The 23,403-nt window shown below is 61.2% G+C and carries 21 protein-coding genes; 14 read left to right on the forward strand and 7 right to left on the reverse strand.

Annotation, left to right across the window (positions count from 1 at the left end; translation table 11 throughout):
• Positions 1–106: 106 nt before the first annotated feature.
• From J3P85_RS04910 to J3P85_RS04935, 6 genes are all read right to left on the reverse strand, one after another.
• A complete protein-coding gene (locus J3P85_RS04910) occupies positions 107–742 on the reverse strand; it encodes a lysoplasmalogenase (RefSeq protein WP_434705083.1) in 636 nt (211 codons plus the stop codon).
• Positions 743–744: 2 nt separating this feature from the next.
• Positions 745–1,137, reverse strand: a complete 393-nt coding sequence (locus J3P85_RS04915) for a protease inhibitor I42 family protein (protein WP_434705084.1) — start codon at positions 1,135–1,137, stop codon at positions 745–747.
• Positions 1,138–1,345: 208 nt separating this feature from the next.
• The gene (lon, locus tag J3P85_RS04920; protein WP_434572174.1) at positions 1,346–3,760 is read right to left on the reverse strand and encodes an endopeptidase La; all 2,415 of its coding nucleotides are present in this window, start codon (positions 3,758–3,760) and stop codon (positions 1,346–1,348) included.
• A gap of 210 nt (positions 3,761–3,970) precedes the next feature.
• Positions 3,971–5,284, reverse strand: coding sequence for an MFS transporter (locus tag J3P85_RS04925; RefSeq protein ID WP_434705085.1), 1,314 nt, complete (start codon positions 5,282–5,284; stop codon positions 3,971–3,973).
• A gap of 422 nt (positions 5,285–5,706) precedes the next feature.
• Positions 5,707–6,948, reverse strand: coding sequence for an HlyC/CorC family transporter (locus J3P85_RS04930; protein WP_434705086.1), 1,242 nt, complete (start codon positions 6,946–6,948; stop codon positions 5,707–5,709).
• A 12-nt stretch (positions 6,949–6,960) separates the two neighbouring features.
• Positions 6,961–7,773: a cytochrome C assembly family protein gene (locus tag J3P85_RS04935; RefSeq protein ID WP_053118690.1), complete on the reverse strand. Its 813-nt coding sequence runs from the start codon at positions 7,771–7,773 to the stop codon at positions 6,961–6,963.
• 196 nt (positions 7,774–7,969) lie between these two features.
• On the opposite strand from J3P85_RS04935, the gene ffh reads away from it, so the two are divergent.
• The 12 genes from ffh to J3P85_RS04995 all read left to right on the forward strand — a co-directional run bounded on the left by ffh (position 7,970) and on the right by J3P85_RS04995 (position 19,057).
• A complete protein-coding gene (gene ffh / locus J3P85_RS04940) occupies positions 7,970–9,346 on the forward strand; it encodes a signal recognition particle protein (protein ID WP_003198085.1) in 1,377 nt (458 codons plus the stop codon).
• A gap of 251 nt (positions 9,347–9,597) precedes the next feature.
• Positions 9,598–9,849: a 30S ribosomal protein S16 gene (gene rpsP / locus J3P85_RS04945; RefSeq protein ID WP_003198088.1), complete on the forward strand. Its 252-nt coding sequence runs from the start codon at positions 9,598–9,600 to the stop codon at positions 9,847–9,849.
• Between the two features lie 5 nt (positions 9,850–9,854).
• Positions 9,855–10,391, forward strand: a complete 537-nt coding sequence (rimM, locus tag J3P85_RS04950) for a ribosome maturation factor RimM (protein WP_186705437.1) — start codon at positions 9,855–9,857, stop codon at positions 10,389–10,391.
• Positions 10,373–11,146, forward strand: coding sequence for a tRNA (guanosine(37)-N1)-methyltransferase TrmD (gene trmD / locus J3P85_RS04955; protein WP_170845966.1), 774 nt, complete (start codon positions 10,373–10,375; stop codon positions 11,144–11,146). The genes rimM and trmD overlap by 19 nt, the downstream gene beginning before the upstream one ends.
• Before the next feature lie 45 nt (positions 11,147–11,191).
• Positions 11,192–11,542, forward strand: coding sequence for a 50S ribosomal protein L19 (gene rplS, locus J3P85_RS04960; RefSeq protein ID WP_003175895.1), 351 nt, complete (start codon positions 11,192–11,194; stop codon positions 11,540–11,542).
• Positions 11,543–11,674: 132 nt separating this feature from the next.
• Positions 11,675–12,571, forward strand: a complete 897-nt coding sequence (gene xerD / locus J3P85_RS04965) for a site-specific tyrosine recombinase XerD (RefSeq protein WP_207966394.1) — start codon at positions 11,675–11,677, stop codon at positions 12,569–12,571.
• A 299-nt stretch (positions 12,572–12,870) separates the two neighbouring features.
• Complete coding sequence (locus tag J3P85_RS04970; protein WP_434705087.1) at positions 12,871–13,602, forward strand: DsbC family protein; 732 nt, start codon at positions 12,871–12,873, stop codon at positions 13,600–13,602.
• A gap of 132 nt (positions 13,603–13,734) precedes the next feature.
• Entirely contained in the window at positions 13,735–15,039 is a 1,305-nt protein-coding gene (locus J3P85_RS04975; protein ID WP_207966395.1) for a homoserine dehydrogenase, read from the forward strand.
• Between the two features lie 102 nt (positions 15,040–15,141).
• Positions 15,142–16,551 (forward strand): threonine synthase, encoded by a 1,410-nt coding sequence (thrC, locus tag J3P85_RS04980; protein WP_434572168.1) that lies wholly within the window; start codon positions 15,142–15,144, stop codon positions 16,549–16,551.
• A gap of 120 nt (positions 16,552–16,671) precedes the next feature.
• Positions 16,672–18,060 (forward strand): transporter substrate-binding domain-containing protein, encoded by a 1,389-nt coding sequence (locus tag J3P85_RS04985; protein WP_434705088.1) that lies wholly within the window; start codon positions 16,672–16,674, stop codon positions 18,058–18,060.
• 162 nt (positions 18,061–18,222) lie between these two features.
• Positions 18,223–18,510 (forward strand): DUF3509 domain-containing protein, encoded by a 288-nt coding sequence (locus J3P85_RS04990; RefSeq protein ID WP_434705089.1) that lies wholly within the window; start codon positions 18,223–18,225, stop codon positions 18,508–18,510.
• A 382-nt stretch (positions 18,511–18,892) separates the two neighbouring features.
• On the forward strand, positions 18,893–19,057 hold the full coding sequence (locus tag J3P85_RS04995) for a hypothetical protein (RefSeq protein WP_434706451.1): 165 nt from the start codon (positions 18,893–18,895) through the stop codon (positions 19,055–19,057).
• A gap of 334 nt (positions 19,058–19,391) precedes the next feature.
• Here J3P85_RS04995 and J3P85_RS05000 read toward each other — a convergent pair whose 3' ends face one another.
• Entirely contained in the window at positions 19,392–20,591 is a 1,200-nt protein-coding gene (locus J3P85_RS05000) for a CaiB/BaiF CoA transferase family protein (RefSeq protein ID WP_434705090.1), read from the reverse strand.
• A gap of 146 nt (positions 20,592–20,737) precedes the next feature.
• On the opposite strand from J3P85_RS05000, the gene J3P85_RS05005 reads away from it, so the two are divergent.
• Together J3P85_RS05005 and recJ are read left to right on the forward strand one after the other, a co-directional pair.
• On the forward strand, positions 20,738–21,280 hold the full coding sequence (locus J3P85_RS05005; protein ID WP_434705091.1) for a YaeQ family protein: 543 nt from the start codon (positions 20,738–20,740) through the stop codon (positions 21,278–21,280).
• A 157-nt stretch (positions 21,281–21,437) separates the two neighbouring features.
• Entirely contained in the window at positions 21,438–23,147 is a 1,710-nt protein-coding gene (recJ, locus tag J3P85_RS05010; protein WP_434705092.1) for a single-stranded-DNA-specific exonuclease RecJ, read from the forward strand.
• The last annotated feature ends 256 nt before the right edge of the window (positions 23,148–23,403 follow it).

A 23,403-nucleotide genomic window follows, 5' to 3' on the forward strand; every position in this document is an offset into this window, starting at 1 on the left:
AACCTGTGGGAGCGAGCTTGCTCGCGATAGCGGACAATCAGTTGATAAAGTGCTGACTGACCCACCGCTATCGCGAGCAAGCTCGCTCCCACATTTTGATCTCTGTTTAACGATGTTTTTGCGGGAACGCCGACGCGGTAATGCCCCATTGCCCCAGCCAGTAACTGATGATGATCAGGTAAGGCGCGGCATGGAAGGGCTGCACGAACCGGTTGATGCCGATCAGGCTGTCGGAAAACACAAAGGCCAGCGCCCCGGCGGCGGCCAGCCAGGCCGAACGCTTGGGTACATCGGTGCCCAAGCGTGCCAACGCCCGCCAGAGCATGGCGCTGATGGCCAAACCATAAACCACCACCGGCACCAGTAACGGCCCGAGACCGCTCGACACCAGGATCCCCAACAGCACCGCGCCGATGCCCAAGGCCAGGGCCAACGGCCGCAGTGCCGGACGGCGACAGTCGCTGAGGTAGGCTTTCAGATAGGCCAGGTGCGCCAACAGAAACGCGCCGAGGCCGAAAACGAACAGATCCCCCGGCCAGGCCAGCAGCACATCGCCCACCAGGGAAAAAATCAGCCCGAGGCTGATCCAGCGTCGATAGTCGCCGGGCGGCGCATCGTGCAGCCAGCCGAGCAGGGCCAGCACCGGCATGGGCTTGACCAGCAGGCACAGCAGCGTGGCATGCATGGCCAGGCCGTACAGGTAGGTGGCCGCACCCATCAGTGCGAGGATCAGCCAACCCACGGTCAGTTCACCGCGATGGCGCAGTCAAAGGTTTCCACTGGCGGCACTTCCGGTGCCCAGGGCTGTTGATAAGTCAGGCGCAAGCGCCCGGTACCGGCGTTGAACGCCTGGAAGCGCCAGGTCGAGACACCGGCGGCGCCAACGATGCCGGCGTCTTCCGGATTGCGATAGACCTCCGGCCCCAAACCTTTCAACACGCCTCCCGCTGAATCCTGGATCGCCCAGCGATAACCGGTGCTGGGGTTGCTGGGCAGGCTCAGGATCAGGTTCTGTCCGTTATTGAGCCTGACCGGGCACTGGCCCAGTTTTTCCACGGTTACGTTGTGGCTGGTCTGCGTGGCGCAGGCGCTCAGCAGCGCGAGGCTGAGGGGGACGAGCAGGCGAGTGAGGGACATAAAGGCTCCGGCGTTTACGACGAACGGCGAGCATAACCGAAGATGCTACTGGGTGTGTCAGCTGGGGATGTGTTGTTTGTTAAGGCCTCATCGCGAGCAAGCTCGCTCCCACAGGGGATTTGTGGTGTTCACAGCATTTGCGATCCACCCCGAACCCTGTGGGAGCGAGCTTGCTCGCGATGAGGCCAGTCCAGCCGCTACAGGAACATCAGAACAACACCTTCGCCACATCCGCAAACCGCTTGGCAAAGTGAACCGTCACACCTTCCTTGAGGTAGTCCGGCAGTTCTTCGAAGTTGCCCCGGTTGGCTTCCGGCAGGATCAGTTCGTTGATCTTCTGCCGGCGCGCCGCGATGACTTTCTCACGCACGCCACCAATGGGCAGGACATGCCCGGTGAGGGTCAGTTCGCCGGTCATGGCCACGCCTTTTTTCGGCGGCTGGTTGCGAGCCAGGGACAGCAAGGCGCTGGCCATGGTGACGCCGGCGCTCGGGCCGTCCTTGGGCGTGGCGCCTTCCGGCACATGCAGGTGAACAAAGGCCTCGTCGAAGAACTTCGGATCGCCGCCAAATTGCTTCAGGTGCGAACTGACGTAGCTGTGGGCGATTTCCGCCGACTCCTTCATCACCTCGCCCAGTTGCCCGGTCAGCTTGAAGCCGCGATTGAGGGTGTGGATGCGCGTCGCTTCGATCGGCAAGGTCGCGCCGCCCATGCTGGTCCAGGCCAGGCCGGTGATCACCCCGACGCCGGACAGTACCTGTTCGTTGCGGAACACCGGTTTGCCCAGGGATGCCTCAAGATCCTTCGGCCCGAGCTTGATCACCGCTTTCGGCTCTTCGATCAGCTTCATCACCGCCTTGCGCACCAGTTTGCCCAGCTGTTTCTCCAGCTGGCGCACCCCGGCCTCGCGGGCGTAACCGTCGATCAGGGCCTTGAGGGCGCTGTCGTTGATGCTCAGGCTGCCCTTGGACACGCCGGCCTTGGCCAGTTGCTTGGGCCACAGGTGGCGCTTGGCGATGGCGACTTTTTCTTCGGTGATGTAGCCCGACAGGCGAATCACTTCCATCCGGTCCAGCAGCGGCCCGGGGATCGAGTCCAGGGTGTTGGCGGTGCACACGAAGAGCACTTTCGACAGGTCCAGGCGCATGTCCAGATAGTGGTCGAGGAATTCGACGTTCTGTTCCGGATCGAGGGTCTCGAGCAAGGCCGAGGCCGGATCGCCCTGGTAGCTCTGGCCCATCTTGTCGATTTCGTCGAGCATGATCACCGGGTTCATCACTTCGACATCCTTGAGCGCCTGCACCAGTTTGCCCGGCTGGGCACCGATGTAAGTGCGCCGATGGCCCTTGATCTCGGCTTCATCGCGCATGCCGCCGACACTGAAGCGGTAGAACGGTCGGCCCAGGGACTCGGCGATGGATTTGCCGACACTGGTCTTGCCCACGCCCGGCGGGCCCACCAGCAGCACGATGGAACCACTGATCTCGCCTTTATAGGCACCGACGGCGAGGAATTCGAGGATGCGGTCCTTGATGTCGTCCAGGCCGGCGTGGTGCTGGTCGAGCACCTTGCGCGCATGCTTGAGGTCGAGCTTGTCCTGGCCATACACGCCCCACGGCACCGAAGTCGCCCAATCCAGGTAATTGCGGGTGACGGCGTATTCCGGCGAGCCGGTTTCCAGGATCGAGAGTTTGTTCATCTCCTCTTCGATGCGCTTTTGCGCCTGGGCCGACAACACCTTGCCTTCCAGCCGCTGCTCGAACTGTTCGAGGTCGGCGCTGCGGTCGTCCTTGGTCAGCCCCAGTTCCTGCTGGATGACCTTGAGCTGCTCCTTGAGAAAGAACTGGCGCTGATGTTCGCCGATCTTGTTATTGACCTCGGCGGAAATCTCTTTCTGCAACCGCGCCACTTCGACTTCCTTGCGCAGCATCGGCAGCACTTTTTCCATGCGCTTGAGCATGGGCACGCAGTCGAGCACTTCCTGCAGCTCATTGCCGGTGGCGGAGGTGAGTGCGGCGGCGAAGTCGGTGAGTGGCGAAGGGTCGTTGGGGCTGAAGCGGTTGAGGTAGTTCTTCAGCTCTTCGCTGTACAGCGGATTGAGCGGCAGCAGTTCCTTGATCGCGTTGATCAGCGCCATGCCGTAGGCCTTGACCTCGTCGGTCGGCTCGCTCGGCTGGTGCGGGTATTCGACCTCCACCAGGTACGGTGGGCGATGGTGCTTGAGCCAGGTGCGGATGCGCACGCGAGTCAGGCCCTGGGCGACAAACTGCAATTTGCCGGCTTCCCGGCTGGCGTGGTGCACCTTCACCAGCGTGCCGTACAGCGGCAGCTTCGAGGTGTCGAAATGACGCGGGTCTTCCTGGGGTGTGTCCATGAAGAACAGCGCCAGGGAATGATGTTCGGACTTGGCCACCAGCTCCAGGGTCTCGGCCCACGGTTCTTCGTTGACGATGACCGGCAGCACCTGGGCCGGGAAGAAGGGACGATTGTGGATGGGGATGATATAGACCTTGTCCGGCAGGTTCTGGCCGGGCAGGGCCAGGCCGGTACCGGAGGATGTGTGTTCGACGTGTTCGGAGTCAGCGTATTCGTGAGTGGCTTCAGTAGAGTGCTGGTCGCTCATGGGGCACCTGCGCAATGGGGTATGGGTCTTAGATGGGGCAGGTGGGGGGTGGTTTCAATGGTGGGGGATTGTTAACGGTTATTTCATGGCGGGCGTCGGTCCGTAGGAGCTGTCGAGCGAAGCGAGGCTGCGATCTTTCCCCCGACGCTTGAGTCTCAAGCGAAAGCTTAAAAGATCGCAGCCTTCGGCAGCTCCTACGAGCGGGGCGCGTCAGGCGACCCGATTCAAGTCGTTATGGCGAGTTTCCTTCAAGCACAACACGGCGATGACGCTGAGCAGCGCGGCCGCTGAAACATAGCCCCCGACGTAACTCAAGCCGCCCATCGCCACCAGTTTCTGGGCGAAGAATGGCGCGGCCGAGGCACCGACGATGCCGCCCAGGTTGTAGGCCGCCGAGGCGCCGGTGTAGCGCACATGAGTCGGAAACAGTTCCGGCAGCAAGGCACCCATGGGGGCGAAGGTCACCCCCATCAGGAACAGCTCGATGCACAGGAATAGCGCCACGCCGCCCGTGGAACCGTGGGTCAGCAAGGGTTCCATGAGGAAGCCCGAGGCAATCGCCAGCAGGCCGCCAATGATCAGGATCGGTTTGCGGCCGTAGCGGTCGCTGGCCCAGGCGGACAACGGGGTCGCAGCGGCCATGAACAGCACGGCAAAGCACAACAGGCCCAGGAATGTTTCGCGACTGTAGCCGAGGGTGGACACGCCGTAGCTCAGGGAAAATACCGTCGAGATGTAGAACAGCGCGTAACACACCACCATCGCCGCCGCGCCCAGCAACGTTGGCGCCCAGTACTGGCTGAACAGCTCGACCAGCGGAACCTTGACTCGCTCCTGGCGGGCCACGGCATTGGCGAACACCGGAGTTTCATGGAGCTTGAGGCGCACGTAGAGGCCGACGATCACCAGCACGGCGCTGAGCAGGAACGGAATTCGCCAGCCCCAGGAACGGAATTGCTCGTCGTCCAGGCTCATGGCCAGGGTCAGGAACAAGCCGTTGGCCGCCAGGAAACCGATGGAGGGCCCCAGTTGGGGGAACATGCCGAACCAGGCACGCTTGCCTTTAGGGGCGTTCTCGGTGGCAAGCAGCGCCGCGCCGCCCCACTCGCCGCCCAACCCCAGGCCTTGGCCGAAACGCAGCAGGCACAGCAGGATCGGTGCCCAGGCGCCAATACTGGCATAGCCGGGCAACACGCCGATGAGCGTGGTGCACACGCCCATCAACAACAGGGACGCCACCAGTGTGGACTTGCGCCCGATCCGGTCGCCGAAATGGCCGAACAGCGCCGAACCCAGCGGACGGGCGAGGAAGGCGATGCCGAACGTCAGGAAGGACGACAGCATCTGTGCCGTGCCTGAGGTTTGCGGAAAGAACACTGGCCCGATCACCAGGGCCGCAGCCGTGGCGTAGACGTAGAAATCGTAGAACTCGATGGCGGTGCCGATGAAGCTCGCGGTCGCCACGCGGGTGGCCGAGTTGGTCGGCTGGGCAGTCACTGCCTCGTTGCAGGTAGCGGTCGTCATGCGGTTATCCCTGACAGTCATGTGCTCCGTTGGAGCGAATTATTATGGTCGAACCCCCAGGGATGTGGGCGGGTATCCCGTCGCTGTTTCGGGTAGGAACAGTCCCAGGGTTGCTGCGGATCTTGCCGATGGTCTGGCCGGAACCAGCCAAGTGCGGGGTAGGCACGGGGTTCGGGCGGGGCTGGGTAAGCGGGTTGAGTATAGGAAGGGGGCTAATGAATCAACAAGTGCGCCCGCACACAATATTGAGGCGTGCGCCGAGCTTTTTGTGGCGAGGGAGCTTGCTCCCGCTGGGGCGCGAAGCGGCCCTGAAACCTGATCACCCGGTGTGTCTGGCAAGTTGGGGGCTGCTTTGGGGCTGCTGCGCAGCCCAGCGGGAGCAAGCTCCCTCGCCACAAGGGCTATCAGGTCCAAACAGGGATTCAGGAAACAGCAGGCACCGAGCTGTTATGCCACGCCAGCACCTGGCTGACGCGGTTGTCCACGGTCTCGATGATTTCCAGCCGATAACGGCCGATCTTCAGGCAGACCGGACTTTCGGGAATGGTTTCCAAGGCTTCGGTCACCAACCCATTGAGGGTCTTGGGGCCGTCGCAAGGCAGGTGCCAGCCCAGGGTCCGGTTCAATTCGCGGATCGACGCCGCGCCATCGATCATCAGGCGGCCGTCGGGCTGGGGATGAACGTGGGGATTGTCGAGGCTGTGCTCGCTCTCGAATTCGCCGACGATTTCTTCGAGGATATCTTCCAGGGTGACAATACCCAGCACTTCACCGTATTCGTCCACCACCATGCCCAGGCGCCGCTGCTGCTTGTGGAAATTCAACAGCTGCAGCTGCAGTGGCGTGCTTTCGGGCACGAAGTAAGGCTCGTGGGAAGCCGTCAGCAGCGCTTCCTTGGTCAGGCTCGCGTCCGCCAGCAAATGACGGATCTGGCGGGTGTTGAGCACCGCTTCGACCTGGTTGATGTCGCTGTGGAACATCGGCAGGCGGGTACGGCGGTTCAGGCGCAGCTGTTCGATGATGTCGCCGATGGGGTCGTCGAGGTTGATCCCATCGACCTCGCTACGGGGTACGAGGATATCGTTGACGGTGATGTTGTCCAGGGCGTGGATGCCGGAAATCGGATGCAGCCGGCCGCTGCCGTGCTCGGATTCCTGCTCGCTACGCGGTGGCGCGGGCATTTCGTCGTCGCTCTGCTGCACCATGCCGGGCTTGCGAGCGAAGGGGCGCAGCAACAACTGGCTGGCGCCATTCAACAGCCAGGCAAACGGGTAGAGGATCTTCAGCGGTATGCCCAGCAAGGTGTTGCCCAATGCCAGCACCGCGTCGGGGTGGCGGGTGGCCAAGGTACGCGGCAGGTAGTCTGCGAACACCAGCAGGGCGGCGCTGGTGCCGAGCCAGGCGACCCACGGGCCGTTTTCCAGCCAGGTAAAAATGGCCAGCAACGTGCCGATGACCACGGCCAGGGCGCGACAAAGGGTATTGCACAGGATCAGGCTGGCCAGCGGGAAGGTCAGCGCCGCCAGCGGTCTGTCACTGGCGCGCGAGGCTGTGCGCTGGGCCAGCAGGTGTTGCTGGGCGGCTTCGATGGCCGTGAACAGGGCCGACCAGAGGATCAGCACCACCAGCACGGCGAACAACGGCGCTACGGGCAACGTATCCATCAGGGCCGTCCGTCAGATATGCAGGATGTATTCACGAACCAGCTTGCTGCCGAAGTACGCCAGCATCAGCAGGCAGAAACCGGCCAGGGTCCAGCGAATCGCTTTGTGTCCACGCCAGCCGAGGCGGTTGCGGCCCCACAGCAGCACGCTGAACACGACCCACGCCAGGCACGCCAGCAAGGTCTTGTGTACCAGGTGCTGGGCGAACAGGTTCTCGACGAACAACCAGCCGGAGATCAGCGACAGCGACAGCAGGGTCCAGCCGGCCCAGAGGAAGCCGAACAGCAGGCTTTCCATGGTTTGCAGCGGCGGGAAGTTGCGGATCAGTCCGGACGGGTGCTTGTGCTTGAGCTGGTGATCCTGCACCAGCAGCAACAAGGCCTGGAACACGGCGATGGTGAACAGGCCGTAGGCGAGGATCGACAGCAGGATGTGGGCGAGGATGCCTGGCTCTTCGTCGATGATCTGCACGGTGCCCGACGGCGCGAACTGCGCCAGCAGCACCGTGGCCAGCCCCAGCGGGAACAGCAGCACCAACAGGTTCTCCACCGGGATGCGCGAGCAGGCCAGCAGCGTCAGGGCGATCACGGCGACGGCGATCAGGCTGGCGGCGTTGAAGAAATCCAGGCCCAGGCCGATCGGCGTCATCAGGTGGGTATAAAGGCTGGCCGCGTGGCCGAGCACGGCCAGCACGCCAAGCGTGACCAGCAGGCGTTTGTTCGCCTTGGCGCCGGTGGCCAGGCGTGTGCCTTGATAGAGAGTCGCAGCGGCATAAAGGCAAGCGGCGGCGAGGGTGGCAAGCAAGCTGGGTGACAAGGGGAGCATAAATCCTGTTAGGCAAGCCCGAAAGGCGCTGAGTTTGGCATAGAACCCCCTCCACACGAAAGACCACTGCAAGGTGTACGCCGCACGCTTCTTCGCTATAATCCGCGACCTGCCCACGCCGCAGGCTCGCCGAGCACATTTTTCACGGTCTGGGCCGCCATTATCCCGGTCTCATCTGGGCCTGAAAGGATCGCGCATGTTTGAAAACCTAACCGACCGTCTCTCGCAGACGCTGCGCCATGTCACCGGCAAGGCGAAACTGACCGAGGACAACATCAAAGACACCCTGCGCGAAGTGCGCATGGCGTTGCTCGAAGCCGACGTCGCCCTGCCGGTGGTCAAGGACTTCGTCAATTCGGTCAAGGAACGCGCCGTCGGCACCGAAGTGTCGCGCAGCCTGACGCCGGGCCAGGCGTTCGTGAAGATCGTCCAGGCCGAGCTCGAAAGCCTGATGGGCGCCGCCAACGAAGACCTGAACCTCAGCGCCGTACCGCCAGCGGTGGTGCTGATGGCCGGCCTGCAGGGCGCGGGCAAGACCACGACAGCCGGCAAGCTGGCGCGCTTCCTTAAAGAGCGCAAGAAGAAGTCGGTGATGGTGGTGTCGGCGGACATCTACCGTCCGGCGGCGATCAAGCAGCTGGAAACCCTGGCCAACGACATCGGCGTGACGTTCTTCCCGTCCGACCTGAGCCAGAAGCCGGTGGACATCGCCCAGGCGGCTATTAAAGAAGCAAAACTGAAATTCATCGACGTGGTCATCGTCGATACCGCCGGTCGCCTGCACATCGATGAAGAGATGATGGGCGAGATCAAGGCGCTCCATGCCGCGATCAACCCGGTGGAAACCCTGTTCGTGGTCGATGCCATGACCGGCCAGGACGCGGCCAACACCGCCAAGGCGTTCGGTGACGCGCTGCCGCTGACCGGCGTGATCCTGACCAAGGTCGATGGTGACGCCCGTGGCGGTGCCGCGCTGTCGGTGCGTGCCATCACTGGCAAGCCGATCAAGTTCATCGGTATGGGCGAGAAGAGCGAAGCGCTCGAGCCGTTCCACCCCGAGCGTATCGCCTCGCGCATCCTCGGCATGGGCGACGTGCTCAGCCTGATCGAGCAGGCCGAGCAGACCCTCGACAAGGACAAGGCCGACAAACTGGCCAAGAAGCTGAAGAAGGGCAAGGGCTTCGACCTCGAAGACTTCCGCGACCAGCTGCAACAAATGAAGAACATGGGCGGCCTCGGCGGCCTCATGGACAAACTGCCGAACATCGGTGGCGTGAACCTGGCGCAGATGGGCAATGCCCAGGGCGCGGCTGAAAAGCAGTTCAAGCAGATGGAAGCCATCATCAACTCCATGACCCCGGCCGAGCGCCGCGACCCTGAGCTGATCAGCGGTTCGCGCAAGCGCCGTATCGCCATGGGTTCCGGCACCCAGGTGCAGGACATCGGTCGCTTGATCAAGCAACACAAGCAGATGCAGAAAATGATGAAGAAATTCTCCGCCAAGGGCGGGATGGCCAAGATGATGCGCGGCATGGGCGGTATGTTGCCCGGCGGCGGCATGCCGAAAATGTAAAGAATCTGCGCCGGCTGTCATGTCGGCGTTGCCCCGCACGGATGCGGGGATCTCCAGCAAACCCGCGCTACGTGGGAGCTGACCTGCCGTTTTTCATGACGGCTCTATGGCGAATCTTGATCGCATGGCGCCAGGCGCCGGAAAAAGACATTTGCAAAAGTCCGGATATTCCTTAGAATATGCGGCCTTTCGGGCACCTATGCCCGCTGTGCATTTAGATTTGCAGCACCGACTACAGGAACGATGTTCACATGCTAACAATCCGTCTTGCCCTTGGCGGCTCCAAAAAGCGCCCGTTTTACCACCTGACCGTAACCGACAGCCGCAACCCGCGTGACGGTTCCCACAAGGAGCAGGTTGGTTTCTTCAACCCTGTTGCCCGTGGTCAGGAAGTTCGTCTGTCCGTGAACCAAGAGCGCGTAGCCTACTGGCTGAGCGTTGGTGCACAACCTTCTGAGCGCGTTGCTCAGTTGTTGAAGGAATCGGCTAAGGCTGCGGCCTGAGCAATATGAACGCGACGCCAAAAGATGCCGGTGATTTGATCGTTGTCGGCAAGATCTATTCTGTACATGGCGTTCGCGGCGAAGTGAAGGTGTATTCCTTTACTGATCCGATCAAGAACCTGTTGGAGTACAAAACCTGGACGCTCAAGCGCGAAGGTAGCGTGAAACAGGTGGAGCTGGTCAGCGGACGCGGGAACGACAAGTTCCTGGTCGCAAAGCTCAAGGGTCTCGATGATCGTGAAGAAGCACGTCTTCTGGCCGGTTATGAGATCTGCGTGCCGCGCAACCTGTTCCCTGAACTGACCGACGGCGAGTACTACTGGTACCAGCTGGTGGGTCTGAAGGTCATCGACCACCTCGGGCAATTGCTCGGGAAAATCGATCACCTGCTCGAGACCGGTTCGAACGATGTCATGGTGGTCAAGCCTTGCGTCGGCAGCCTGGATGATCGCGAACGCCTGTTGCCCTATACCGAGCAATGCGTGTTGGCCGTCGACCTTGCCGCAGGCGAGATGAAGGTGGAATGGGATGCGGATTTCTAAACGTGGCTAATTTGCGCGTTGAAGTCATCACATTGTTTCCCGAGATGTTTTCCGCCATCAGCGAGTACGGCATAACCAGCCGCGCGGTGAAACAGGAGCTGTTGCAGCTCACCTGTTGGAATCCGCGGGACTACACCACGGATCGACATCACACTGTGGACGATCGCCCGTTTGGCGGTGGTCCGGGCATGGTGATGAAGATCAAGCCCCTGGAAGATGCGCTGGTTCAGGCCAGGACGGCAGCCGGGGAGGGTGCGAAGGTGATCTACCTGTCGCCCCAAGGCCGCCAGCTGACTCAGTCGGCGGTACGCGAGCTGGCGAATTCGGATGCATTGATCCTGATTGCCGGCCGTTATGAAGGCATTGACGAGCGTTTCATTGAAGCTCATGTCGATGAAGAGTGGTCGATTGGCGACTATGTACTGTCTGGCGGCGAGCTGCCGGCGATGGTCCTGATCGATGCGGTTACACGACTGCTGCCTGGAGCTTTAGGGCATGCAGATTCCGCCGAGGAAGATTCCTTTACGGATGGTCTGCTGGATTGCCCGCACTACACCCGACCGGAGGTGTATGCGGATCAGCGTGTTCCCGACGTGTTGCTAAGTGGCAACCACGCGCACATCCGGCGTTGGCGTTTACAGCAGTCCCTTGGTCGGACCTATGAACGACGCGCCGATCTTCTGGAAAGCCGCTCGCTTTCTGGAGAAGAGAAGAAGCTGCTCGAGGAATACATCCGCGAGCGGGACGATAGTTAACAACGTATCGATGGTGAGTCCGACGACTTGCCTTAGGAGCACAGCATGACTAACAAAATCATCCTTGCACTCGAAGCAGAGCAGATGACCAAAGAAATCCCTACCTTTGCCCCGGGCGACACCATTGTCGTTCAGGTGAAAGTGAAGGAAGGCGACCGTTCCCGTCTGCAAGCGTTCGAAGGCGTCGTTATCGCCAAGCGTAACCGTGGCGTGAACAGTGCATTCACCGTTCGTAAAATCTCCAACGGTGTCGGCGTAGAGCGTACTTTCCAGACCTACAGCCCGCAAATCGACAGCATGGCTGTCAAGCGTCGCGGTGACGTACGTAAAGCCAAGCTGTACTACCTGCGTGACCTGTCGGGTAAAGCAGCTCGCATCAAGGAAAAACTGGCTTAAGTCCAGCTTCCGATGCAAAAAAAGCAGCCTGCGGGCTGCTTTTTTGTTGCCTGCGATTTGTGCTTTGAGCACCCTGCATAGCTTCATTTCCATTTTCGATGCCGTGTGTGCCCGCATCTTTCAAGAGTCTTTATGCCTGCCATCGATCATCCGTTGATAGACCAGTTTCTCGATGCCCTGTGGCTGGAGAAGGGACTGTCCGATAACACCCGCGGTGCCTACCGCAGCGATTTGGCACTGTTTAACGGTTGGTTGCAGGAAAATAACCTGGAACTGATCAATGCCGGCCGGGAGTTGATCCTCGATCACTTGGCGTGGCGCCTGGAGCAGAACTACAAACCGCGCTCGACTGCACGGTTTCTCTCCGGTTTGCGTGGGTTCTATCGCTATTTACTGCGGGAAAAGCTCATCGCGGTGGATCCGACCTTGCGCGTGGAAATGCCGCAGCTGGGGCGCCCGCTGCCCAAGTCCCTGTCGGAAGCCGATGTGGAGGCGTTGTTGGCGGCGCCCGACCTCAGTGAGGCCATCGGCCAGCGCGACCGGGCCATGCTGGAAGTCTTGTACGCCTGTGGCCTGCGTGTCACCGAGCTGATCAGCTTGACGCTGGAGCAAGTCAACCTGCGCCAGGGTGTGCTGCGGGTGATGGGTAAGGGCAGCAAGGAGCGCCTGGTGCCGATGGGTGAGGAAGCGATCGTCTGGGTCGAGCGTTACATGCGCGATGCCCGTCATGAACTGCTGGGTGGGCGTCCCAGCGATGTGCTGTTCCCCAGCCTGCGCGGCGAGCAGATGACCCGCCAGACCTTCTGGCACCGCATCAAGCACCAGGCCAAGGTGGCCGGGATCAACAAATCCCTCTCGCCCCACACCTTGCGTCATGCCTTCGCCACACACCTGCTCAACCATGGCGCCGACCTGCGGGTGGTGCAGATGCTGCTTGGCCATAGCGACTTGTCCACCACCCAGATCTACACCCATGTGGCTCGGGCACGGTTGCAGGACTTGCATGCCAAGCATCATCCCCGCGGCTGAACGGTGCTCCGTTTTTGTGGCGAGGGAGCTTGCTCCCGCTGGGCGCGAAGCGCCCCTGTTACAGACGCCACTGCTTTCAAAAAAAGACAGTTCCATTTGCGGCTGCTGCGCAGCCGAGCGGGAGCAAGCTCCCTCGCCACAGGATTTTGATAACTGTTCGTTGTGTGTTGTCGTGCGTCAGCGGCATTCGGTCACGCCAGCCTTCTGTGGTAGGCTTTGTCGGTTTGCACAGTGGGCGGTTGGAACCCGAATCTGCGGGTCGGTGTTTCCCGTCTCATTTGTTCGCCTCAGGAGTCCCCATGCGTTTGATCCAGATGTTCACCGCCGCCGCCATTGCGTTGGCCAGTACCTTTGCCATCGCCGACGACGCGGCCGACAAGGCTATCCGCAAAAGCCTGGAAAACCTTCAGCTCGACGTGCCGATCGACACCATTTCGGCCAGTCCCATGGCCGGCCTGTATGAGGTCAAGCTCAAGGGCAGCCGCGTGCTTTATGCCAGCGCCGACGGCCAATACATCGTCCAGGGCAACCTGTTCGAGCTCAAGGACGGCAAGCCGGTCAACCTCACCGAGCTGACCGAGCGCCAAGGCATTTCCAAGTTGATCAACGGCATTCCGGTCGCTGAAACCGTGGTTTATCCGGCCATCGGCGAAACCAAGTCCCACATCACCGTGTTTACCGACACCACCTGCCCGTATTGCCACAAGCTGCACGCCGAAGTGCCGGAATTGAACAAGCGCGGCATCGAAGTGCGTTATGTGGCATTCCCGCGCCAGGGCCTGGGCTCGCCGGGTGATGAGCAGTTGCAGGCGGTCTGGTGCTCCAAGGACAAGAAAGCGGCCATTGACAAGATGGTCGACGGCAAGGAAATCAAGGCCGCCCAGTGCGAGAATCCGGTTTCCAAGCAGTTTGCCCTCGGACAGTCAATAGGGGTGAACGGTACGCCGGCGATTGTTTTGGCCGATGGTCAGGTAATTCCGGGCTACCAGCCAGCGCCACAAGTGGCCAAACTGGCCCTGGGCGCGAAATGATCATGGGCGATCCGCTTTTGAAGATCACGGCTCGGCGAAAACGTTCGTCGGGCCGTTAAACACAGAGTCGCGTTGCTTCGCGGCTGTATTTCACGGCCGACCTTGCGTCGGCCGTTTCATGGGGAGTCAAGAGTGAATCCGGTCAAAGTAGGCATCTGTGGGTTAGGTACCGTCGGTGGCGGCACCTTCAACGTACTTCAGCGCAACGCCGAGGAAATTTCTCGTCGTGCCGGGCGTGGGATCGAAGTGGCACAAATTGCCATGCGCACGCCAAAGCCTCAGTTCCAGACGACCGGTATTGCGATTACCAACGATGTGTTCGAAGTGGCCACGAACCCTGAGATCGACATCGTCATAGAGCTGGTGGGCGGCTATACCGTTGCCCGCGAGTTGGTACTCAAGGCCATCGAGAATGGCAAGCATGTGGTCACCGCGAACAAGGCGCTTATCGCTGTTCACGGTAATGAGATTTTCGCCAAGGCCCGCGAGAAGGGTGTGATCGTGGCGTTCGAAGCCGCCGTGGCCGGTGGCATCCCGGTGATCAAGGCGATCCGCGAAGGCCTGTCGGCCAACCGTATCAACTGGGTCGCGGGGATCATCAACGGCACCGGTAACTTCATCCTCACCGAGATGCGCGAGAAGGGTCGCACCTTCGAAGACGTGCTCGCCGAAGCCCAGGCCCTGGGCTACGCAGAGGCTGATCCGACGTTCGACGTGGAAGGCATCGACGCCGCGCACAAGCTGACGATCCTGGCGTCCATTGCATTCGGTATTCCGTTGCAGTTCGACAAGGCCTACACCGAGGGCATCACCAAGCTGACCACCGCGGACGTGAACTACGCCGAAGCCCTGGGCTATCGCATCAAACACCTGGGCGTGGCGCGCAGCACCGCCAGCGGCATCGAGTTGCGCGTGCACCCGACGCTGATCCCGGCCGACCGCCTGATCGCCAACGTCAACGGCGTGATGAACGCGGTGATGGTCAACGGCGATGCCTCTGGCTCGACGTTGTTCTACGGCGCTGGCGCGGGCATGGAACCGACGGCTTCTTCGGTCATTGCCGACCTGGTGGACGTGGTTCGCGCCATGACCTCCGACCCGGAAAATCGTGTGCCGCACCTGGCCTTCCAGCCAGACTCGTTGTCGGCTCACCCGATTCTTCCGATCGAGGCGTGCGAAAGCTCCTACTACCTGCGCATCCAGGCCAAGGACCATCCGGGTGTGCTGGCCCAAGTGGCGAGTATCCTCTCGGAACGCGGCATCAACATCGAGTCGATCATGCAGAAGGAAGTCGAGGAACACGACGGCCTGGTGCCGATGATCCTGCTGACCCACCGTGTGGTCGAGCAGAACATCAACGACGCGATCGCGGCGCTGGAAGCGCTCCAGGGTGTCGTTGGGCCGGTGGTCCGTATCCGCGTTGAACATTTGAACTAAGCAGCTACAAGCTTCAAGCTGCAAGCTCCAAGTCAAAGCAGATCCGCTTTTACTGGCAGCTTGTAGCTTACAGCTCGCAGCTCAAACCGAAGGTTTGCCCCTATGCGCTATATCAGCACCCGCGGCCAGGCACCGGCCCTGAATTTCGAAGATGTCCTCCTGGCCGGCCTGGCCACGGACGGCGGTCTCTATGTGCCGGAAAACCTGCCGCGTTTCACCCAGGAAGAAATCGCTTCCTGGGCCGGCCTGCCGTATCACGAGCTGGCGTTCCGGGTCATGCGCCCGTTTGTCACCGGCAGCATCCCGGACGCCGATTTTAAGAAGATCCTGGAAGAGACCTATGGCGTCTTTTCCCACAACGCCATCGCGCCGCTGCGTCAGCTCAACGGTAACGAATGGGTTATGGAGCTGTTCCACGGCCCGACCCTGGCGTTCAAGGACTTCGCCCTGCAACTGCTCGGTCGCCTGCTGGACTACGTGCTGCAAAAGCGCGGCGAGCGCGTGGTGATCGTCGGTGCCACCTCTGGCGACACCGGTTCGGCGGCCATCGAAGGCTGCAAGCATTGCGAGCACGTCGACATTTTCATCCTGCACCCGCACAACCGGGTCTCGGAAGTGCAGCGTCGGCAGATGACGACCATTTTTGGCGATAACATCCACAACATCGCCATCGAAGGCAACTTCGATGACTGCCAGGAAATGGTCAAGGCCAGCTTCGCCGACCAGAGCTTCCTCAAGGGCACGCGGCTGGTGGCGGTGAACTCGATCAACTGGGCGCGGATCATGGCCCAGATCGTCTATTACTTCCATGCGGCCCTGCAGCTGGGCGGTCCGGCGCGTTCCGTATCGTTCTCGGTGCCGACCGGCAACTTTGGCGATATCTTCGCCGGGTACCTGGCGCGCAACATGGGGCTGCCGATCAACCAATTGATCGTCGCCACCAACCGCAACGACATCCTGCACCGCTTCATGAGCGGCAACCAGTACGTCAAGGAAACCCTGCACGCCACGCTGTCGCCTTCGATGGACATCATGGTGTCGTCGAACTTCGAACGCCTGCTGTTCGACCTGCACGGTCGCAACGGCGCGGCAATTGCCGGCCTGATGGACAGCTTCCGGCAGGGCGGCGGTTTCAGCGTCGAGCCTGAGCGCTGGACCGAAGCCCGCAAGTTGTTCGACTCCCTGGCCGTGGACGATGAGCAGACCTGCGAAACCATCGCCGAGGTGTTCGAGCAGAGCGGTGAGTTGCTTGATCCGCACACGGCCATCGGTGTCAGGGCAGCTCGTGAGTGCCGTCGCAGCCTGGACATCCCGATGGTGATCCTGGGCACGGCTCACCCGGTCAAGTTCCCGGAAGCGGTGGAGAAAGCTGGTGTAGGAAAAGCGCTCGAACTGCCTGCGCATCTTTCTGATTTGTTTGAGCGAGATGAGCGATGCACCGTATTGCCCAACGACTTGAAAGCCGTGCAGGCCTTTGTCAGCCTGCATGGCAATCGCGGCAAGCCACTCTGACCGCTTGAATCTGTCACATTTTGAAGCCCGTCTCCTGACGGGCTTTCTTGTTTCTGCATGCCAAACTGGCCGGGTTTTCGCCCTTGGAGGGATGGGCGAGTCATCTCGAAGGAAATGCAGATGTCGTTTTTTATCAAAGGCAAGCCAGCCCTGGGCTGGGTAATGGTTCTGGCCCTGATGTACTGGGCGCAGGGAGGCAACTCGGCGGCGTTGGCGGCTTTCGAAGCGGCACCGCGCAACCCTGGCGAACGGCCGGTACTGGACGCGCAGGAACTGAAATGGATCAAGGAGAACCCCCGGGTCATCGTGGCCACGATGCAGTTTCCGTTGTACCTGTTCAAGAGTGAACTGGGGCAGTGGAGCGGACTGAACCACGATATTCTCCAGCGCATTACGCACATGACCGGCCTTGAGTTTGTTCATCGGGAGTCGTTCTCTCCCGGTGAGTTGCTGACGATGCTGGGAAACGGCGAAGCCGACATGACCACCCTTCTGGCGATGAATGAAGAGCGTCGGGATTTCCTCAGTTTCAGCCATGCATTCGGCGGTTTCGGTTGGGTATTCGTCGGCCGTGACGGGGAATCGTCTCTCCATTCGCTGGAGCAACTCGAAGGGAGGGTCCTGGCATTGCCGGCACGGCATGCATTGGAAGCGGAAATCCGGCGTGATTACCCGGCGATCAAATTGCATACGACCAAGACCTATGCCGAGGCACGGGCGCTGGTAGAGAGCCGGGAAGCCTATGCCACCATCGAAAATGAAACCGGGATGCATCTCTATCCGGCCGGGCAGTTGCAAGTAGGCAGCGGCCTGGAGGGCAGGTGGGAACCGGACTACCTGGCGGTGCGCAAGGACTTGACGGTGCTGTTGAGTATCTTGAATAAGGCCCTGGAAGCTTTCCCAGCCGAGGACATGCGTGCGCTGCGTTCGAAATGGATGGCCGGCACGACCCCAACCCAGGCGCCTACGATCTGGGCGCGGATATCCAGTTGGGGTTACTGGTGTGTGACCGTGGTCGTGGTCTTTGGTCTCTTGTCCCTGCTGTGGAACCGCCGCTTGCAGATACAGATCGACCAACGCCTCAAGGCCGAAGCGGTCCTCAAGGATCAGTTGATGCTCCAGCGGGCCTTGATGGATGCCATTCCCGACCCGATTTTCATCCGTGATCTGGAAGGTCGCCTGATCATGTGCAACAAAAGCTATGAAGAGCAGTTCGCGACCCGCTTCGAAAAACTGCGGGGCACGCGGCTCACCGACTCGGCATCATTCCCGCCGGCCACCGCCGAGCTGCTGCATGGGGAAGTGATGGAGCAATTGCGCACCGGCCAGTCTCGGTTCGTCGACCGGCAATTGATGTTCAGCGGCGTATTGCGGGAAATCTATCATTGGTCGGTGCCGTTCTATGGGGCCGATGGGCACTTGCGCGGGATTCTGGGGGGCTGGACCGATGTCGGGCGCCGGTGGCGCCGTTGCGACAGGGGCTTGGCTGTGCCGGCCGTCAGCCCCTAACGGCCCCCGGAGAAGGCTGTTGTTTGCCTGTCATATTGGACGCGCATGCTCGGTTGAACAGGTTGAGGCGTGCCGGTTCGGTGCGCTGACGAACTTTCTGCTGCGGCCCACGGTCATTGACTGTGTACATGCAGTTGTTTCGGACTATTGAAGGGTGAGCGAATGGAAAGTATCAGCCTATTGCTGAATGAAGCCTTGAGCCCGTACCAGGTCTCGCTGACTCCCTCCGGTGCCAAGGGCGAATGCCGGGTGACGCTGAGGAATGCCAACGGGAGCATCATGGTCGAGCGAGTGTTCAATCAGGCCCAATTGACCGACAAGCGTCAGTTGACCGACGTGGTCGATGGCCTGCATCGCGATGTGCTGATTGCCGAGGGTCGCCTTGAGCCCTGTGTGATTGCGGCATTGCGCAATCTGGCGCGCGACAAGGTCATGGTCGCGGCGAATTGACCGGGTTTTTGTGGGAACCTTCCTACGTCCTGATGAGTCAGACCTTTTACCAGCAAGAGCAAGCATTGTGCTCCGGTGCTTGTCGCTTGTTGTACTAACCATGATTGGTTACGTTTAACCCCGAGTCGTCTCCCCACTTCTCGGGGTTTCTTTTTGCCTGGTGTTTGTGGTTTTAGCGCGTTCTGTCAGGCGTTGGCGTTTTTTGTGGGAGCGAGCTTGCTCGCGATGGCGGCCTTACGGCTGACCTTGTTGGTCGAGTACATATCCATTGCTGCGGTAACGGCCACTTAGGGTTCCGCCCTGACGGCGGGTCACTTTCGAAAAGCGCGAAAGTAACCAAAGCGCTTCTGCCCCACCACTCGGCACCTCGCTAAGGCTCGGTGTGCCCTCACTCCGGCATTGCTCCGTGGGCCGCCGCGAAGGGCCATCCATGGCCCAGCGCGGCTATCCCGGCATCCATGCCGGGATGCCCACTGCGCAATGCCTGCGTTCGGCCATCGTGGTTAACGGGGCGCCCGAGATCAACGTCCACCGCGAGGCGGCCTAACAGCCGACCTGACTCTCCCGGGCGTACACCCCTCAGATCTGTTTGAGCAGGGCCTGTGGGAGCAAAGCTTGCTCGCGAGGCGGCCTGACAGCCGACCTGACTCTCATGGTCGTACACCCGTCAGATCTGTTGAGCAGGTCTTGTGGGAGCAAAGCTTGCTCGCGAGGCGGCCTAACAGCCGACCTGGCTCTCCCAGTCGTACTCCCATCCAATTGTGGGAGCGAGCTTGCTCGCGATTGCGGTATTCCAGCCAACATAAAGTCGACTGGACGGACGCCATCGCGAGCAAGCTTGCTCCCACAGTTTGATTGAGTGGCTGCCCTCCTGCGGTGCGTCAAATGGCGCCATCACTGCGCAGCTTGGCGATCTGCTGCGCGTCGTAGCCCAGTTCTCCGAGCACCTGGGCATTGTGTTCACCCAATGCCGGCCCGACCCATTCGGAGCTGCCCGGGGTGTCGGAGAGTTTCGGTACGATCCCTGGCATCTTGAACGCCTTGCCGTCCGGCAGCTTGGCCTGCAGGAACATTTCACGGGCCAGGAATTGCGGGTCGCTGAACATGTCTTCGGCGCTGAAGATCCGGCTGGCCGGTACCCCGGCCTGGTTCAGTTGGTCGATAACGCTGTCGAGCGGCAGCCCGTTGACCCAGCGATCGATGACGCCGTAGAGCTCATCGCGCCGGCTGTCACGGCCGTCATTGCTGGCCAGTTGCGGGTCGTTGGCCAGATCGTCACGGCCGATGATCTGCATGAAGCGCTTGAAGATCGCATCGCCGTTGGCGCCGATCTGCACGTGCTTGCCGTCGGCGCTGGTGTGGATGGACGAGGGGGTGATGCCGGGCATGATGTTGCCGGTGCGCTCGCGGATGAAACCGAACACGTCGAACTCCGGCACCATGCTTTCCATCATGGCGAAAATCGCCTCGTACAAAGCCACGTCCACCACTTGCCCGGTTCCGCCGTTGATCTCGCGGTGACGCAGGGCCATCAATGCGCCAATCACGCCCCACAGGGCGGCGATGGAGTCGCCGATGGAGATCCCGGTACGCACCGGCGGGCGGTCTTCGAAGCCGGTGATGTAGCGCAGGCCGCCCATGGATTCGCCCACCGCGCCAAACCCCGGCTGGTCTTTCATCGGCCCGGTCTGGCCGAAGCCCGAAAGCCGTACCATCACCAGCTTCGGGTTCAGTGCATGCAGCACATCCCAGCCCAGGCCGAGCTTTTCCAACACGCCGGGGCGAAAATTCTCGATCAGGATGTCGGCTTCTCCGATCAGTTTTTTCAGGATCGCCAAGCCTTCGGGGTGCTTGAGGTTCAAGGTCAGGGACTTCTTGTTGCGTGCCTGGACGAACCACCACAAGGATGTGCCTTCGTACAGCTTGCGCCATTTGCGCAGCGGATCACCGCCATCGGGGGATTCGACCTTGATGACGTCGGCACCGAATTCGCCGCAGATTCGCGAGGCGAAGGGGCCGGCGATCAAAGTGCCGAGTTCGATGACTTTGACGCCGGCAAGGGGTTTGGCAGTAAGCGACATGACGGATCCTGTAGGACAAAGCAGAACGGATAGAGCGTTTTATCATAGGCCAGGGCCGGTCGCCGCAGGTTGATGGTCGGCAATTCGTGGATTGCCCGTGTCATCGGTTAGACTTGCCGCCTTTCCTCGTATCAAGAAGCCCGTTCATGGCCCAGCCGTCCACGACCTACAAGTTTGAACTGAACCTCACCGACCTCGACCGCAATGTGTACGAGAGTGTGAAGCAGACCATCGCCCGCCACCCTTCGGAAACCGAAGAGCGCATGACCGTGCGCCTGCTGGCCTACGCGTTCTGGTACAACGAGCTGCTGGCGTTTGGTCGTGGTCTGTCAGACGTCGATGAGCCTGCGCTGTGGGAAAAAAGCCTGGATGACCGGGTGCTGCACTGGATCGAAGTCGGTCAGCCGGATGCCGATCGCCTGACCTGGTGCTCGCGCCGGACCGAGCGCACCAGCCTGCTGGCCTACGGCAGCCTGCGGGTGTGGGAAGGCAAGGTGATCCCGGCGGTCAAGAGCCTGAAGAACGTCAACATCGCCGCCGTGCCCCAGGAAGTGCTCGAAACCCTGGCCAAGGACATGCCCCGGGTGATCAAGTGGGATGTGATGATCAGCGAAGGTACGATTTTCGTGACCGACGACCGTGGCCAGCATGAAGTCCAGCTGCAATGGTTGCTGGGCGAACGTGGTTGAGCCATTGACAGGTATTGAGTGAACTCATTGTGGCGAGGGAGCTTGCTCCCGCTTGGGTGCGCAGCGCCCACAATCAAGGGGGCCGCTACGCAGCCCAGCGGGAGCAAGCTCCCTCGCCACGGTCCAGGACCAAAAAGTAGAGAAATGTCCGTCCCCCATGCGCATAGAACCCCGCCAACTGCCCGACACCCTACCGTTCCTCGGTGACCTGCCGCCCCTGCTGACCCGCCTGTACGCAGCACGCGGCGTGCAGTCCGAGGCCGAACTGGACAAGAGCCTGGCGCGCTTGATTCCGTTCCAGCAGCTCAAGGGGATCGACGCCGCAGTGGATCTGCTGGTGACGGCGCTGGAGCAACGCCAGCGGATCCTGATCGTCGGGGATTTCGATGCCGATGGCGCGACCGCCAGCACCGTGGGCATGTTGGGCTTGCGCCTGCTGGGTGCGGCCCATGTCGATTACCTGGTGCCCAATCGCTTCGAATATGGCTATGGGCTGACCCCGGAAATCGTCGAAGTCGCCCTGGCCCGCGAACCGCAATTGCTGATCACCGTGGATAATGGCATTTCCAGTTTGGAAGGCGTGGCGGCGGCGAAAGCGGCGGGGCTTCGGGTGCTGGTCACCGACCACCACTTGCCGGGCCTCGAACTGCCGGCGGCCGACGCCATCGTCAATCCGAACCAGCCGGGCTGCGAGTTCCCAAGCAAGGCCCTGGCCGGTGTCGGGGTGATTTTTTATGTGCTGATGGCGCTGCGGGCGCGTCTGCGCAGCCTGGGCTGGTACACCAGCACCCCTCAGCCGAACATTGGCGAATTGCTCGACCTGGTGGCCCTGGGCAGCGTGGCCGACGTGGTACCGCTGGACGCGAATAACCGGATCCTGGTGCACCAGGGCTTGGAACGGATTCGCGCCGGACGCGCCCGGCCCGGCATCAAGGCGATCCTGGAAGTGGCCAAGCGCGACGCAGCGCGGATTACTTCCACTGACCTCGGATTTATCCTCGGGCCGCGTCTGAATGCGGCCGGGCGCCTGGACGACATGAGCCTGGGCATCGAATGCCTGCTCACCGACGACCCGGCCCTGGCGCGGGAAATGGCGGCGCAACTGGACGGCATGAACCAGGACCGCAAATCCATCGAGCAAGGCATGCAGCGTGAAGCCCTGGCCCAGCTCAAGGACCTGCCGGTGGAGTCGATGCCATTCGGCTTGTGCCTGTTCGATCCGCAGTGGCACCAAGGGGTGATCGGCATCCTCGCCTCGCGGATGAAAGAACGTTATTTCCGGCCGACCATCGCCTTTGCCGACGCCGGCGACGGCTTGCTCAAGGGCTCAGGTCGCTCGGTGCCGGGCTTCCACATCCGCGATGCGCTGAGCGTGGTGGCGGCGCAGCATCCGACCCTGATCAGCAAGTACGGCGGTCACGCCATGGCGGCGGGGCTGACGCTGCCGGAAGCGAATTTTCCATTGTTCGCCGAAGCATTCGACGCGGAAGTGCGTCGGCAATTACGCGAAGAGGACCTGACCGGCCGGCTGTTGTCGGATGGCTCCCTGGCGGTGGAGGAGTTCCATCTGGAGCTGGCCCGGGCGCTGCGCCATGCAGGTCCCTGGGGCCAGCATTTCCCGGAGCCGATGTTCCACGGCGTGTTCCAGTTGGTCGAGCAACGCGTGGTGGGCGAACGGCACCTGAAGGTCATCCTCAAGAGCGAATGCGGCTCGGTGAAGCTCGACGGCATTGCCTTCGGCATCGACCGCGAGATCTGGCCCAACCCTACCGTGCGCTGGGTGGAGCTGGCCTACAAGCTCGACCTCAACGAGTTCCGCGGCCAGGAAACGGTGCAGTTGATGATTGCCCATATCGAGCCGCGGTAGGCGATACGCCGATCAGCCTTTGTGGCGAGGGAGCTTGCTCCCGCTGGACGCGACAGCGTCCCCTTGCAATGTGATGGCTGGAATTCAGGGGGGCCGCTTCGCAGCCCAGCGGGAGCAAGCTCCCTCGCCACGCGATGCAAGCAGCCTTGAGCGAACGGCGTTGTGTCACACCGTCGGTTTTTAAGTTCTGAACCCTCCGTCCTCGCGGGTTGTCGACTAGGCTCTAAGCACTGCTTGATAGCCCTTGTGACGTCTT

It is taken from the genome of Pseudomonas sp. Z1-12, from assembly GCF_051132015.1.
GTDB classification, from domain to species: domain Bacteria; phylum Pseudomonadota; class Gammaproteobacteria; order Pseudomonadales; family Pseudomonadaceae; genus Aquipseudomonas; species Aquipseudomonas zanjanensis.

Bases quoted from the DNA above. Each gene is read 5' to 3' on its own strand.
- J3P85_RS04915 (WP_434705084.1), bottom strand. From the start codon at position 1,137: ATGTCCCTCACTCGCCTGCTCGTCCCCCTCAGCCTCGCGCTGCTGAGC.
- lon (WP_434572174.1), bottom strand. From the start codon at position 3,760: ATGAGCGACCAGCACTCTACTGAAGCCACTCACGAATACGCTGACTCC.
- J3P85_RS04925 (WP_434705085.1), bottom strand. From the start codon at position 5,284: ATGACGACCGCTACCTGCAACGAGGCAGTGACTGCCCAGCCGACCAAC.
- J3P85_RS04930 (WP_434705086.1), bottom strand. From the start codon at position 6,948: ATGGATACGTTGCCCGTAGCGCCGTTGTTCGCCGTGCTGGTGGTGCTG.
- J3P85_RS04935 (WP_053118690.1), bottom strand. From the start codon at position 7,773: ATGCTCCCCTTGTCACCCAGCTTGCTTGCCACCCTCGCCGCCGCTTGC.
- ffh (WP_003198085.1), top strand. From the start codon at position 7,970: ATGTTTGAAAACCTAACCGACCGTCTCTCGCAGACGCTGCGCCATGTC.
- rpsP (WP_003198088.1), top strand. From the start codon at position 9,598: ATGCTAACAATCCGTCTTGCCCTTGGCGGCTCCAAAAAGCGCCCGTTT.
- rimM (WP_186705437.1), top strand. From the start codon at position 9,855: ATGAACGCGACGCCAAAAGATGCCGGTGATTTGATCGTTGTCGGCAAG.
- trmD (WP_170845966.1), top strand. From the start codon at position 10,373: ATGGGATGCGGATTTCTAAACGTGGCTAATTTGCGCGTTGAAGTCATC.
- rplS (WP_003175895.1), top strand. From the start codon at position 11,192: ATGACTAACAAAATCATCCTTGCACTCGAAGCAGAGCAGATGACCAAA.
- xerD (WP_207966394.1), top strand. From the start codon at position 11,675: ATGCCTGCCATCGATCATCCGTTGATAGACCAGTTTCTCGATGCCCTG.
- J3P85_RS04970 (WP_434705087.1), top strand. From the start codon at position 12,871: ATGCGTTTGATCCAGATGTTCACCGCCGCCGCCATTGCGTTGGCCAGT.
- thrC (WP_434572168.1), top strand. From the start codon at position 15,142: ATGCGCTATATCAGCACCCGCGGCCAGGCACCGGCCCTGAATTTCGAA.
- J3P85_RS04985 (WP_434705088.1), top strand. From the start codon at position 16,672: ATGTCGTTTTTTATCAAAGGCAAGCCAGCCCTGGGCTGGGTAATGGTT.
- J3P85_RS04990 (WP_434705089.1), top strand. From the start codon at position 18,223: ATGGAAAGTATCAGCCTATTGCTGAATGAAGCCTTGAGCCCGTACCAG.
- J3P85_RS05000 (WP_434705090.1), bottom strand. From the start codon at position 20,591: ATGTCGCTTACTGCCAAACCCCTTGCCGGCGTCAAAGTCATCGAACTC.
- J3P85_RS05005 (WP_434705091.1), top strand. From the start codon at position 20,738: ATGGCCCAGCCGTCCACGACCTACAAGTTTGAACTGAACCTCACCGAC.
- recJ (WP_434705092.1), top strand. From the start codon at position 21,438: ATGCGCATAGAACCCCGCCAACTGCCCGACACCCTACCGTTCCTCGGT.